The sequence below is a fragment of the Streptomyces roseolilacinus genome (assembly GCF_014649335.1).
Classification (GTDB): domain Bacteria; phylum Actinomycetota; class Actinomycetes; order Streptomycetales; family Streptomycetaceae; genus Streptomyces; species Streptomyces roseolilacinus.
In genome coordinates, this window is record NZ_BMSV01000001.1 from 601,718 (window position 1) to 613,997 (window position 12,280).

The 12,280-nt window shown below is 74.8% G+C and carries 12 protein-coding genes; 3 read left to right on the plus strand and 9 right to left on the minus strand.

Annotated elements, in window-relative coordinates:
- The first annotated feature begins 3 nt into the window (after positions 1–3).
- From IE106_RS02695 to IE106_RS02705, 3 genes are read left to right on the plus strand one after another with little or no spacing between them, the layout of a single operon-like run.
- Positions 4–573: a carboxymuconolactone decarboxylase family protein gene (locus tag IE106_RS02695; RefSeq protein WP_189529590.1), complete on the plus strand. Its 570-nt coding sequence runs from the start codon at positions 4–6 to the stop codon at positions 571–573.
- A complete protein-coding gene (locus tag IE106_RS02700; protein WP_189529591.1) occupies positions 570–1,301 on the plus strand; it encodes an isocitrate lyase/PEP mutase family protein in 732 nt (243 codons plus the stop codon). The genes IE106_RS02695 and IE106_RS02700 overlap by 4 nt, the downstream gene beginning before the upstream one ends.
- A 58-nt stretch (positions 1,302–1,359) precedes the next feature.
- The gene (locus tag IE106_RS02705) at positions 1,360–1,890 is read left to right on the plus strand and encodes a GNAT family N-acetyltransferase (protein WP_189529592.1); all 531 of its coding nucleotides are present in this window, start codon (positions 1,360–1,362) and stop codon (positions 1,888–1,890) included.
- Between the two features lie 9 nt (positions 1,891–1,899).
- On the opposite strand, the gene IE106_RS02710 is transcribed toward IE106_RS02705, so the two are convergent.
- The 9 genes from IE106_RS02710 to IE106_RS30795 form a co-directional block, all read right to left on the minus strand.
- Positions 1,900–2,934, minus strand: a complete 1,035-nt coding sequence (locus IE106_RS02710; RefSeq protein WP_189529593.1) for an ABC transporter substrate-binding protein — start codon at positions 2,932–2,934, stop codon at positions 1,900–1,902.
- A 44-nt stretch (positions 2,935–2,978) separates the two neighbouring features.
- Positions 2,979–5,312, minus strand: a complete 2,334-nt coding sequence (locus IE106_RS02715) for an ABC transporter permease (RefSeq protein WP_189529594.1) — start codon at positions 5,310–5,312, stop codon at positions 2,979–2,981.
- Positions 5,309–6,373, minus strand: a complete 1,065-nt coding sequence (locus tag IE106_RS02720; RefSeq protein WP_189529595.1) for a quaternary amine ABC transporter ATP-binding protein — start codon at positions 6,371–6,373, stop codon at positions 5,309–5,311. Before IE106_RS02720 ends, IE106_RS02715 begins: the two co-directional genes overlap by 4 nt.
- On the minus strand, positions 6,370–7,920 hold the full coding sequence (locus tag IE106_RS02725) for a GMC family oxidoreductase (protein ID WP_189529596.1): 1,551 nt from the start codon (positions 7,918–7,920) through the stop codon (positions 6,370–6,372). Before IE106_RS02725 ends, IE106_RS02720 begins: the two co-directional genes overlap by 4 nt.
- Before the next feature lie 39 nt (positions 7,921–7,959).
- Positions 7,960–9,468, minus strand: a complete 1,509-nt coding sequence (locus IE106_RS02730) for an aldehyde dehydrogenase family protein (RefSeq protein WP_229839956.1) — start codon at positions 9,466–9,468, stop codon at positions 7,960–7,962.
- A gap of 107 nt (positions 9,469–9,575) precedes the next feature.
- A complete protein-coding gene (locus IE106_RS02735; RefSeq protein ID WP_189529597.1) occupies positions 9,576–10,097 on the minus strand; it encodes a hypothetical protein in 522 nt (173 codons plus the stop codon).
- Positions 10,094–10,351, minus strand: a complete 258-nt coding sequence (locus tag IE106_RS02740; RefSeq protein ID WP_189529598.1) for a helix-turn-helix transcriptional regulator — start codon at positions 10,349–10,351, stop codon at positions 10,094–10,096. Before IE106_RS02740 ends, IE106_RS02735 begins: the two co-directional genes overlap by 4 nt.
- 113 nt (positions 10,352–10,464) lie before the next feature.
- The gene (locus tag IE106_RS02745; protein WP_189529599.1) at positions 10,465–11,454 is read right to left on the minus strand and encodes a malate dehydrogenase; all 990 of its coding nucleotides are present in this window, start codon (positions 11,452–11,454) and stop codon (positions 10,465–10,467) included.
- Between the two features lie 196 nt (positions 11,455–11,650).
- Positions 11,651–12,100 (minus strand): DUF2690 domain-containing protein, encoded by a 450-nt coding sequence (locus IE106_RS30795; protein ID WP_308427851.1) that lies wholly within the window; start codon positions 12,098–12,100, stop codon positions 11,651–11,653.
- Positions 12,101–12,280: the final 180 nt, after the last annotated feature.

Sequence of the window (12,280 nt, forward strand, 5' to 3'; positions counted from 1 at the left end):
GACATGACGACGGACACGCAGCAGACCGAAACCCCCGCCGGCACCCCGGCGGACCACCACCCCGACACCCTTCCGACCGGCGACGGGCACGCCACCGAGCACCCGGCCCGCCTGAACCTCTCCGAGCTGGCCCCGGACGTGTACAGGGCGATGGTCCGGCTGGACGCGGCCGCCCACAAGGGACTCGACCCGGTGCTGGTCGAGCTGGTCAAGATCCGCGCCTCGCAGCTCAACCACTGCGCCTTCTGCCTGGACATGCACTCCAAGGACGCGCTGGCGGCCGGGGAGAGCATCGGCCGGATCGTGCAGCTCAGCGCCTGGCGGGAGTCGCGGCACTTCTACACCGAGAAGGAGCTGGCCGCGCTGGAGCTCGCCGAGGCGATCACCCTGCTGACGGAGGGCTTCGTCCCGGACGAGGTGTACGAGCTGGCCGCCAGGCACTTCGACGAGACGGAACTGGCCCACCTGATCGCGTCGATCACCGTGATCAACGCGTGGAACCGGTTCGCCGTGACGTCCCGCTCGGTGCCGGGCCACTACGCGCCGGGCCAGCACAAGGGCCACACCGCGTGACGCGGTCGCACGGGGCGGCGGGGCCCGCGCAGGTGTTCCGGGCCCTCCACCGCGGCCGGGCCCCGGAGGACCCGCTGGTCCTCCCGGGCCCGTGGGACGCGGCGAGCGCACGGGTCTTCGCCGAGGCGGGGTTCCCCGCGCTCGCGACGCCGTCCGCGGGGGTGGCGGCGTCGCTCGGGTACGAGGACGGGCACACGCCCGCGGAGGAGATGTTCGCGGCGGTGGCCCGCATCGTCCGCGCCGTGGACGTGCCCGTCTCGGCCGACCTGGAGGGCGGGTACGGGCTGCCGGCGAAGGAGCTGGCGGCGCGGGTCCTCGACACGGGCGTGGTGGGCGTGAACCTGGAGGACGGCGGGGAGGGCGGGCTGCGGGACGCGGCCGCGCACGCCGACTGGCTGGCGGAGTTCCGCGCGGCCACCGGCGGCGCCGTGTTCCTCAACGCCCGCGTGGACACCTACGTGCGGGGCGTGCCGGACCCGCGGGAGACGGTCCGGCGGGCGCGGCTGTACGTGGAGGCGGGCGCGGACTGCGTGTACCCGCTGCTGGCGCCGCCGGACCTGCTGCCGGTGCTGCGCGCGGAGGTGGACGTGCCGCTCAACGCGTTCGCCTCGCCCGACGGCCCGCCGCCCGCCGAGCTGGGCCGGCTGGGCGCCGCCCGGATCACGTACGGCCCGGTCCTGCACCACCGGGCGACGGAGGCCCTGCGCGACATCGCCGCGGCCCTGTGACCCCGGCCGCCCCGCAAACCGGTTGAGCGGGCGGGGCCGGCCGGGATAGCAAGGGGGAATGTTGCGAGGCGAGAAGGTCGGGCTGCGGGCCCGGCACAAGGACGACGTCCCGGTGCTGCAGGCGGAGTTGTACGACGACGTGGTGACCCGTACCCGCACCGACTCCCGCCCCTGGGTGCCGGTCCCGGCGGACGCGGAGGACTCCCCGTTCGCGGGTACCGGGTACGGGGAGGCCGCGGCCCCCTTCTCGGTGGTGGAGCTGGGGTCGGGCGAGCTGGCGGGCGGGGCCGTGCTGTGGGGGATCGACCCCCACAACAGGCACGCCCACCTGGGGCTCTCGCTGCGGCCCGCCTTCCGGGGACGGGGGCTGGCCACCGACGTGGTCCGCGTGCTGTGCGCGTACGGGTTCGCCGTGCGCGGGATGCGGCGGCTCCAGGTCGAGACCCTCGCCGACAACGCCCCGATGATCGCGGCCGCGCAACGGGCCGGGTTCGTCGTCGAGGGGACCCTGCGGCGTTCCGCCTGGGTGTACGGCGGCTTCGCCGACGAGGTGATCCTCGGCCTGCTCGCGGAGGAGTGGACGGCCTGACCCCGCGGGTCACTTCGGGAGCCAGGTCTTCCAGACGGCCTCGTTGTCCTTGACCCACTCCTCGGCCGCCGCCTCCGGGGAGAGCTTCCGGTCGGCGATCATCAGGGCGACCTCGTTCTGCTGCTCGGTGGTCCACGTGAAGTTCTTCAGGAAGGCGGCGGCCTTGCCTCCGTCCTTCGCGAAGTCGGCGTTGAGGAACTTCCGCAGCGGCGTCCGCGGGTAGGCGCAGGCGACCTTCGCCGGGTCGGCGTCGCACCCCTCCCGGTACGCGGGCAGCTTCACCTCGACGAGGTCGACCTGCGCGTTCAGCCACTGCGGGGTCCACCAGTAGGTGAGGAACGGCTTCTTCTGGGCGACGTGCTTCCTGATGGCGGTGATCTGCGCCGCCTCGGAGCCCGCGTACACGGGCTTGAGGTCCAGCCCCAGGTTCCTGATGATCGCCTCGTCGTGGGTGACGTAGTCGGGCGAGCCCTCCAGGATCTGGCCCTTGCCGCCGCTCTCGGCGGTCGCGAACTCCTCGGCGTACTTGTCGAGGTTCCTCCAGTCCGTCACGTCCGGGTGGGCGTCCGCGAAGTACTTCGGGACGTACCAGCCGATGTGCCCGGTCACGCCGAGGTCGCCGCCGCTGACGACGGTCTTCCGCTCCTCGACGTACCGCTTCTCCTCCTTGGGGTGGCCCCAGTCCTCCAGGACCGCGTCCACGTCGCTCCTGGACAGCGCGTCCCAGGCGAGGACCTCGCCCAGCTGCTGCGTCCTGACCTCGTAGCCGAGCTCGTTCTCCAGGAGGTACGCGGCGACGGCCGTGTTGGCCTGGGCGCCGACCCAGGAGGGGACGGTGAGGGTGACGGTCCTCTCGGTGTCGCCCGCCCGCTGGGACCTGCCGGTCTCGGCGGCGCCGCACGCGCTGAGCGCGAGGACGGCGAGGGCGCCGGCGACCGCGGTCGCGGTACGGGCGGCACGGCGGGCACGGGCGGTACGGGCGCCGCGTGGGGGGCGGGGGCCGTGGGTGGGGCGGGTGTTGCCGGTGGGACTTCCGGTGGGCACGGGGGCGCTCCTGGGGGGCTTCGGGAAGGCGGGGGCGGCGGCGGTCAGGGCCGGGGGCCGCGCGCGGTGGGCTGCGTGATCCGGTCGAGGACCAGGCCGAGGCAGACGATCGCGAGGCCGGCGGTCACGCCGGTGCCCATCTCGCCCCGGGACAGGCCCTTCACCACGTCGTAGCCGAGGGCGCCACCGCCGACGAGACCGCCGACGACGACCACGGCGAGGACCAGCACGACGCCCTGGTTGACGGCGAGCTTGAGCGCCGGGCGGGCGAGCGGGAGCTGCACCTGGAACAGCTGCTGCCGGGTGGAGGCGCCCATCGAGCGGGCCGCCTCCAGCGCCGCCGGGTCGACCTCGCGCACGCCCTGCGCGGTGATGCGGACGACGGCGGGCAGCGCGTACACGACCGCCGCGGTGATCGCCGCGGCGCGGCTGACGCCGAACAGGGCGACGACCGGGATCAGGTACACGAACTGCGGCATCGTCTGGAGCGTGTCCAGCACCGGCCGCAGCCAGCGCTCGACCCACCGCAGCCGGGCGCACGCCACACCGGTGAGCACGCCGACGACGAGGGTGACGGCGAGGGCGGCGACGACCTGGGAGAGCGTGTCGAGGGACTTCGTCCACACGCCGAGCACGCCGGTCGCGGCGAGCGCGGCCGTCGCGGTCAGCGCCGACAGCCACGTGCCGACCAGCCGGGCCAGGGCGGCGACGAGCAGCAGCAGCGCCCACCAGGGAAGCCACTGGAGCCCGTCGCGCAGCGGGTTGAGCAGCCCCACCGTGAAGGCGTCCGACCAGACCTGGGTGCCGCCGACGAGGGGCACGCCGGTGGAGAGGTGGTCGACGATCCAGTCCTGCGCCCGGTTGACGGGGGTGGAGATGTCGTACGTCCAGCCGCGCGGCCAGGTGGTGCCGAACGCGAGGCCGGCGAGCGTGGCGGCCAGGGTGCCCCCGGCGGCGAGCGCCCACGCGGAGCGGCCGTGCAGGAGGCCGCGGCGCGGCGCGGTGGCGCCCAGGCGGTCGCCGGCCGCGGCGGTCGTGCGGTCCAGCCAGACGGCGATCAGCACGATCGGGATGCCCGCGGCGAGGGCCTTGCCCACGTCGACGGTGGACAGCGCCGAGTAGACCTCCTCGCCGAGGCCGCCCGCGCCGACGAGGGCGGCGATGACGACCATGGACAGCGCCATCATGATCGTCTGGTTGAGGCCGAGGAGCATCCGGCGGCGGGCCAGCGGCAGCCGCGCGGTCCACAGCCGCTGGCGGCCGTTCGCGCCGAGGGACACGGCCGCCTCCAGGACGCCCGGGTCGGCGGAGCGCAGGCCGAGCGCGGTGAGCCGGGCCATGGGCGGGGCCGCGTAGATGACCGTGCAGAACAGGGCGGCGGGGGTGCCGGTGCCGAAGACCAGCACGAACGGCAGCAGGTACGCGAACGCGGGCAGCACCTGCATCGTGTCGAGGACCGGCCGCAGCGCGCGGTCCACCCGGTCCGACAGTCCGGCGGCGAGGCCGATGAGCGCGCCGAGCAGCGCGGCGACGGCCACGGCGACCACCATCAGGGCGAGGGTGAGCAGCGTGGCGTCCCACATGCCGAGCAGCCCGCACAGGGCGAACGCCCCGAACGCCACGCAGGCGACCCGCGCGCCGCGCCGGTCGAACCCGGCGGCGCGCCAGGCGAGCAGCACCCCGGCGGTGAGGACGCCGGGCCAGCCCATGGCGGCGAGCACCCCGTACACGGCGTTCACGGCGTCCACGGCGGTGTTGGAGAGGTGGAGGAGGAAGTACAGGAAGAGGGGGTGGGTGTCCCGGTTGTCGAGGACCCACTGGTTGGCGTCGTCGAGCGGTGCGGAGAGGTCGACGGTCAGCCCCGCGGGCCATCCGCCCCCTCCCAGCAGCAGGGCCCCGGCGAGCCCGAGCACGAGGGCCGACGCGGCCCCGCCGAGCACCCGCGGCCTCCGCCACGGGGCCCGGCGCCCGCCCGCCGCCGCGGTGCCGGTGCCGGCCGGGGCGGGGGTGCAGGCCGCCGTGGTGCCGCCGTCCGGCGTGGGGGTGCCGGGGCGGAGTGCGGGCGGGGCGGTGGACGGGGCCGGGGCGGTGGCGCCCCGCGCGGCCGGCGGGGCGCCACCGCCCTCCGGCGTTCGGGGGCGGACGACGGTCGTGGGGGACCCGTCGTCCGGGACGCGCGGGGGGACGACGGTCGTGGGGGACCCGTCGTCCGTCGCGCCGGCGCCGGTGGTGGTGGGGGTGGGGGCCGCGGGGGCCGGCCGTGGGGTGGTGGGGGCCTCCCCCGGGGCGGCGTTCGCGGGGCGGCGGGGGGCGGTGGGGCGAGGAGCGGTGGGGCGCTTCTCGCCGGGGCCCTGTTTCGAGGTGGTGGTGGGGGTCATGCCGCCGCCTTTCCGGCCGGGGGCGTGACCCCCGCGACGACTCCCAGGAGGGTCTGGGGGTCGACCACGCCCAGGCAGCGGCCGTTCTCGACGACGCGGACCGGGGTGCCGCCGCCGTGGGCGGCGGCCGTGATGGCCTCGGAGACGGTCGCGCCGGGCGGCAGCGCCGGTCCGTTGCCGGCGTCGTCCGCGCGCATCGGGCGCATGGCCGTGCGGACGGTTACGACCTGTTCGCGCGGCACGTCGCGGACGAAGTCCCGCACGTAGTCGTCGGCGGGGGCGCCGACGATCTCCTCGGGCGTGCCCAGCTGGACGATCCGCCCGTCGCGCATGAGGGCGATCCGGTCGCCGACGCGCAGCGCCTCGCCGAGGTCGTGGGTGATGAAGACCATCGTGCGGCCCTCCTCGCGGTGGAGCCGGACGACCTCCTCCTGCATGTCGCGCCGGATCAGCGGGTCGAGCGCGCTGAACGGCTCGTCGAACAGCAGCACCTCGGGGTCGACGGCGAGGGCGCGGGCGAGCCCGACGCGCTGCTGCTGCCCGCCGGACAGCTGGCCGGGCCTGCGGTGCTCCAGCCCGGCGAGGCCGACCTTCTCGACGAACCCGGCGGCCCGGGCGCGCCGTTCGGCGCGGCCCACGCCCTGGATCTCCAGCCCGTACGCGACGTTGTCGAGGACGGAGCGGTGCGGGAGCAGGCCGAAGTGCTGGAAGACCATGGCGGCGCGGCGGCGGCGCAGCTCGCGCAGCCGGCTCCCGTCCATGGCGAGCACGTCGTCGCCGTCGATCTCCAGGGTGCCGGAGGTCGGTTCGATGAGCCGGGTCAGGCAGCGGACGAGGGTGGACTTGCCGGAGCCGGACAGGCCCATGACGACGAAGACCTCACCCTTGCGGACGTCGAAGGACACGTCCCGGACGGCGGCGGTGCAGCCGGTGCGGGCGCGCAGGTCGGCCTGGGGGAGGTCGGCCAGGAGCGGGTCGCCGGGGACGCGGTCGGCCCGGGGGCCGAAGACCTTCCACAGGTTGCGGACGCCGAAGACGGGCGTCGTGGCGGTGGTGTTCACCGGGCCCCACCCCCCAGCAGTTCGGCGGCCTTCTCCCCGACCATGAGCACCGCCACCATCGGGTTGACGGCGGTCATCGTCGGGAAGACGGACGCGTCGGCGACGCGCAGACCGTCCACTCCGCGCACCCTCAGATCGGGGTCGACCACCGCCAGTTCGTCGTCGGCGGCGCCCATCCGGCAGGTGCCGGCGGGGTGGTAGACGGTGTGGGCGGCCCGGCGGGCGTACTCGCTCAGCTCCTCGTCCCCGGTGACCTCGGGGCCGGGGCAGACCTCGCGCTTGAGCCAGCCGGCGAGCGGCTGCGTCCGCGCGATCTCGCGGGCGGCGCGGATGCCGTCGACGAGGGTGCGCGCGTCGTAGTCGTCCTCGTCGGTGAAGTACCGGAAGTCGAGGGCGGGCTTCACCTCGGGGTCGGCGCTGGTCAGGTAGAGGCGGCCGCGGCTGCGCGGCTTGGGGATGTTCGGCGTCATCGACACGCCGTGCGCGGGCTTCTCGTAGCCGAGGCGCTCGGGGTTGTCGGTGAAGGGGATCTGGTAGAAGTGGAACATCAGGTCGGGGCCCGGCCCGTCGGGGTCGCGGCGCACGAACAGCCCGGCGTCGCTGTCCATGGCGGAGTTGTCGGGGATGGGGCCGTGGGTCTCCCAGACGATGACGGACTCGGGGTGGTCGAGCAGGTTCTCGCCGACGCCCGGCAGGTCGTGGGCGACGGGGATGCCCAGCGCCTCCAGGTCCCGCCCCGGGCCGATGCCGGAGTGCATCAGCAGGCGGGGCGTGTCGACGGCCCCGGCGCAGAGGACCACCTCGCGGCGGGCGGTCAGCAGCGTCTCGGTGCCGTCCGCGGCGCGGACGTGGACGCCGCGCGCCCGGGTGCCGTCGAGCTCCAGCCGGTACGCCCAGGTCTCCAGCAGGACGCGCAGGTTCGGGCGCTCGTCCATGACGGGGTGGAGGTAGGCGACGGACGCCGAGGAGCGCTTGTTGTCCTCCGGGTGGTAGGCGAGGTCGAAGAAGCCGGCGCCCTCGTGGAACGGCTTGCGGTTGAAGCCCTCGACGCGCGGGACGCCGAGCGCCCGCTGCGCGGCGTCGACGAAGTCGCGGGCGATGGGGTTCCGGTCCTTCTCGGCGACGGGGACGATGTGGTTGAGGAGCCGGTCGTAGTACGGGTCCATGGCGGCGGCGTGCCAGCCCTCGGCGCCCGCCTCGGCCCACTCGTCCCAGTCGGACGGGAGCGGCTTGAACGAGATGAGCGTGTTGTGGGAGGAGCAGCCGCCGAGGACGCGGGCGCGGCTGTGGCGGATGTGGGAGTTGCCGCGCGGCTGTTCGACGGTGGGGTAGTCGTAGTCCAGGTCGCCGCCGAGGAGGCCGAGCCAGCGGCGGAGGGTGAGGACGTCGGGCCGGTCGCGGTCGTCGGGGCCGCCCTCGACGACCGCGACGGTGACGCCGGGGTCCTCGGTGAGGCGGCGGGCGATGACGGAGCCCGCGGTGCCGCCGCCGACGACGACGTAGTCGTACTCGGCGGAGGGAGGGGTGTGCTCAGGGGTGGTGTTCATGGTGTGTGTGCTTCCTGCGTCCCGTGTGGTCGTCGCCGCTCAGCCCTTGAACCAGCGCACGGGGCGCGGGGCGAGGTTCTGGTAGACGTGCTTGCTCTCGCGGTACTCGGCGAGTCCGGCGGGGCCGAGTTCGCGGCCGATGCCGCTCTTGCCGAAGCCGCCCCACTCCGCCTGCGGCAGGTAGGGGTGGAAGTCGTTGATCCAGACGGTGCCGTGGCGCAGGCGGCCGGCGACGCGGCGGGCGCGGCCGGCGTCGGCGGTCCAGACGGCTCCGGCGAGGCCGTACTCGGTGTCGTTGGCGAGGGCGACGGCCTCGTCCTCGGTGCGGAACGTCTCGACGGTGAGGACGGGTCCGAAGACCTCCTCGCGGACGATCCGCATGCCGCGGTGGCAGCGGTCGAGGACGGTGGGCCGGTAGAACCAGCCGTCCGCCAGGCCGGGTTCGTCGGGGCGTTCGCCGCCGGCGCGCAGGACGGCGCCCTCCGCGAGGGCGGAGGCGACGAAGTCCTCGGTACGGGCGAGCTGGGCCGCGGAGACGAGGGGGCCGCACTCGACGCCGGGGTCGGTGCCGCGGCCGATGCGGATGCGGTCGGCGCGGCGGGCCAGTTCGGCGACGAACCGTTCCCGCAGGGACTCCTCGACGATGAGCCGGGAGCCGGCCGAGCAGACCTGGCCGCTGTGGACGAACGCGGCGTTGAGGGCCTGGTCGACGGCGGTGTCGAAGCCCTCGGCGGTGGTGCAGGCGTCGGCGAAGACCACGTTGGGGTTCTTGCCGCCGAGTTCGAGGGCGACCTTCTTGACGGTGTCGGCGGCGGCGCGCATCACCCGGGTGCCGCTGGCGAGGCCGCCGGTGAAGGACACGAGGTCGACGAGGGGGTGTTCGGCCATGCGGGCGCCGACGGGGTCGCCGGGGCCGGTGACGAGGTTGGCGGCGCCGTCGGGGAGGCCCGCCTCGACGAGGAGCCGCACGAGGGCGATCGTCGTCAGCGGGGTGATCTCGCTCGGCTTGACGACGACGGTGTTGCCGGCGGCGAGGGCGGGCGCGATCTTCCAGCTGGCCTGGAGCAGCGGGTAGTTCCAGGGGGTGATGAGGGCGCACACGCCGACCGGTTCGTGGACGACGACGCTGTGGACGTCGGGTGACCCGGCGTCGACGACGCGGCCGCCGCTCTCGCCCGCGACGAGGTCCGCGAAGTAGCGGAAGGCGTCGGCGACGCAGTCGACGTCGACGCGGCCCTCTTCGAGGGTCTTGCCGGCGTCGCGGCTCTCCAGCAGGCCCAGTTCCTCGCGGTCGCGCCGGAGGAGGTCCGCCACGCGCCGCAGCAGGGCGGCCCGTTCGGCGACCGGGGTGGCCGGCCACGGCCCCCGGCCGTTGCCGAACGCCTCGTGTGCGGCGGCGATCGCGGCGTCGGCGTCCTCCGCCCCGCCCTCCGCCACGACCGCGAGGACCGTGGCGTCGGCGGGGTCGAGGACCTCGCGGGTGGCTCCGGAAGCGGCCGTTCGCCACTCCCCCGCCACGTGGATGCTCTTCTCTTGGTGCTCCGACACTTCGCGCGTTGCCTTCCCTGCCCGGCGCGGTCAGGACTCTCCGTGACCGGCGATCGGGCCCCCTGCCCGGGGTGGGGGAAAGCATGCGCGAAAGTGGCGGGGGTCACTCACGCCAGGTCGTCGGCGTCGCCGTGCACGTCGTCCTCGGCGCGCAGTCCGGCCACCCACAGCGGCATCAGCCAGTGCACGACGAGCGCGGTGAACAGGACGGCGAAGACGAGTCCGCCGTCCGCCTCCACGCCGGTCGTCCACAGCAGCACCCCGAACACGGCCGTGCCGAGGAGGAGGAGGGTGGTGGTGACGCGGTGGGCGATGGCGCGGACCCTGTCGCGCTCGGCGAGTTGACGCTCGTCGAGCATCCGGCCGCGCAGTTCGAGCAGGCCGCGCGTGGCGGCGTTGATGCCCCCGGTGGCGACCACCCAGGGCAGCAGCAGGCCGAGCATCGCGAACGTCGCCCAGAAGACGTCGGCGACGACCGTCGCCAGCCACGCGGCGGCCGCGGCGGCGGTCAGCGCGACGTGGACGGCGACGAGCGCGCGCCTGCGGGCGGCCGTGGCGTGGAGCGGCGCGGCCTCGCGCCGGTTCATGAGCGCGTACATCTGCCGGTCGTAGCGCGTCGCGGTCCTCATGAGGTGGTCCTCCCGTGTTCCCCGTAGATCTCTTGCGTGAGCGGCGGGAACGGCTCCAGGGAGAACAGCGCCTCCACGGGGAGCCGGAAGTGGGCGGCCAGCTTCAGGGCCAGGTCGAGGCTGGGGTTGTACTGGCCCCGCTCGATGTAGCCGATGGTCTGGTAGTGGACGCCCACCGCTTCGGCCAGTGCCTGTCTGGACACCTTCCGTTCGGCCCGCACGACGGCCAGCCTGTTGTGCACCTGCTCGCTCATGTATAAGAAGTACTACATTCGATCGTGTTCACGCAACAGAAAGCCCCCGGCGGCGCGAGGCCGTCCGGGGGCGTTTCCGGTGGTACGGGGTGGTGCGGGGTGACGCGGGTGGGTCAGATGAGGCCGAGGCCGCGCACGGCGTCGCGCTCCTCCTCCAGCTCCTTCACCGACGCGTCGATGCGGGTGCGGGAGAACTCGTTGATGTCGAGACCCTGGACGATCTCGTACGCGCCGTCCTTGCAGGTGACCGGGAAGGAGGAGATCAGGCCCTCCGGCACGCCGTACGAGCCGTCGGACGGGATGCCCATGGAGGTCCAGTCGCCCTCGGCGGTGCCGTTGACCCACGTGTGGACGTGGTCGATGGCGGCGTTCGCGGCGGAGGCGGCGGAGGAGGCGCCGCGGGCCTCGATGATGGCCGCGCCGCGCTTGGCGACGGTCGGGATGAACTCGTCGGCCAGCCACTTCTCGTCGTCGACGACCTCGGCGGCGTTCCTGCCGCCGACGGTGGCGTGGAAGATGTCCGGGTACTGCGTGGCGGAGTGGTTGCCCCAGATCGTCAGCCGCTTGATGTCGGAGACGGCGGCGCCGGTCCTGGCGGCGAGCTGCGAGATCGCGCGGTTGTGGTCGAGGCGGGTCATCGCGGTGAAGCGCTCGGCCGGTACGTCCGGGGCGGCGGCCTGGGCGATGAGGGCGTTGGTGTTGGCCGGGTTGCCGACGACCAGGACCCGGATGTCGTCCGCGGCGTGGTCGTTGATGGCCTTGCCCTGGGGCTTGAAGATGCCGCCGTTGGCCTCCAGCAGGTCGCCGCGCTCCATGCCCTTGGTGCGGGGGCGGGCGCCGACGAGGAGGGCGACGTTCGCGCCGTCGAAGGCGACGTTCGGGTCGTCGGTGATGTCGATGCCGCGCAGCAGCGGGAAGGCGCAGTCGTCGAGCTCCATGGCGGTGCCCTCGGCGGCCTTCAGGCCCTGCGGGATCTCCAGGAGGCGCAGCTTGACCGGCACGTCGGCGCCGAGCAGGTGACCGGAGGCGATGCGGAACAGCAGCGCGTAGCCGATCTGGCCGGCCGCGCCGGTGACGGTGACATTCACGGGAGTGCGGGTCATGTGCGATCTCCGTAAGACAGCTGGCGGTGGGGGTCCCTGCCCCGGGTGGCGGACGTCTTCCGCGCCGAGGATGCCCGGTGTCGCCGCGCACTCTCTCGACGTGGAGATATCCAGCGGTCAGGCTATCCGACCCGACCCCCCTTGAACCCCCGCCCCCTTGTGGTCCAGCTCACCCGGACGGGTGACCGCCGCGCCGTCACGGGGCCGCCGTGCAGCCCTCCGTGCCGCTCCGGAGCCTGGCGCAGGCGCCCGCGTCGGTACCCGCGGGGACGACGACCATCGGGGTGTACGCGTCGCCGTCGGCGTCGGCCGCGGCGCTCCGGACGGTTCCCGCGGTGGTGACCTCGACGGTGTCGCCGGGGGCGGCCCGGCTGATGCGGGCCCAGGCGGCGTCGCACGCGCTGCTGTAGCGGACCTCCACGAGGGCGGTGCCGACGACGGTGGACGCGACGGTGGCGCCGTACGACCCGCCGCAGCCCATGGCGTGCGGGTCCTGTCCGTCGCAGGCGCCCCGGTGGCAGCCGACGCCGACCGGGAGGCCGGAGGCGGCGGGCGGCGCGGCGGGCCCGGGGGCGGCGGCCGGACCGGCGGGCCGGCGCGTCCGGTCCTCGCCGAAGCCGGAGAGGTAGAGGGCCGCGGCGAACACGAGGAGGGTGCCGAAGGCGCCGCGAAGAACATGGCGACGGTGCGCCCGGCGCGCCGGGCCGGGGTGTCGTGCGCGGCCGCCGGCGCGGGGCCGGCCCCGGGGCCGCCCGCGCGGGTGCCGCGCGCGGGCACGGGGGCGTGCGGGGCGGCGGGAGTACGGGCGGCCGGGGCGTCGAGGGCG

Excerpts from the sequence above, each read along its gene's own strand:
- IE106_RS02695 (WP_189529590.1), top strand. The coding sequence starts at position 4 with ATGACGACGGACACGCAGCAGACCGAAACCCCCGCCGGCACCCCGGCG.
- IE106_RS02705 (WP_189529592.1), top strand. The coding sequence starts at position 1,360 with ATGTTGCGAGGCGAGAAGGTCGGGCTGCGGGCCCGGCACAAGGACGAC.
- IE106_RS02715 (WP_189529594.1), bottom strand. The coding sequence starts at position 5,312 with ATGACCCCCACCACCACCTCGAAACAGGGCCCCGGCGAGAAGCGCCCC.
- IE106_RS02725 (WP_189529596.1), bottom strand. The coding sequence starts at position 7,920 with ATGAACACCACCCCTGAGCACACCCCTCCCTCCGCCGAGTACGACTAC.
- IE106_RS02735 (WP_189529597.1), bottom strand. The coding sequence starts at position 10,097 with ATGAGGACCGCGACGCGCTACGACCGGCAGATGTACGCGCTCATGAAC.
- IE106_RS02740 (WP_189529598.1), bottom strand. The coding sequence starts at position 10,351 with ATGAGCGAGCAGGTGCACAACAGGCTGGCCGTCGTGCGGGCCGAACGG.
- IE106_RS02745 (WP_189529599.1), bottom strand. The coding sequence starts at position 11,454 with ATGACCCGCACTCCCGTGAATGTCACCGTCACCGGCGCGGCCGGCCAG.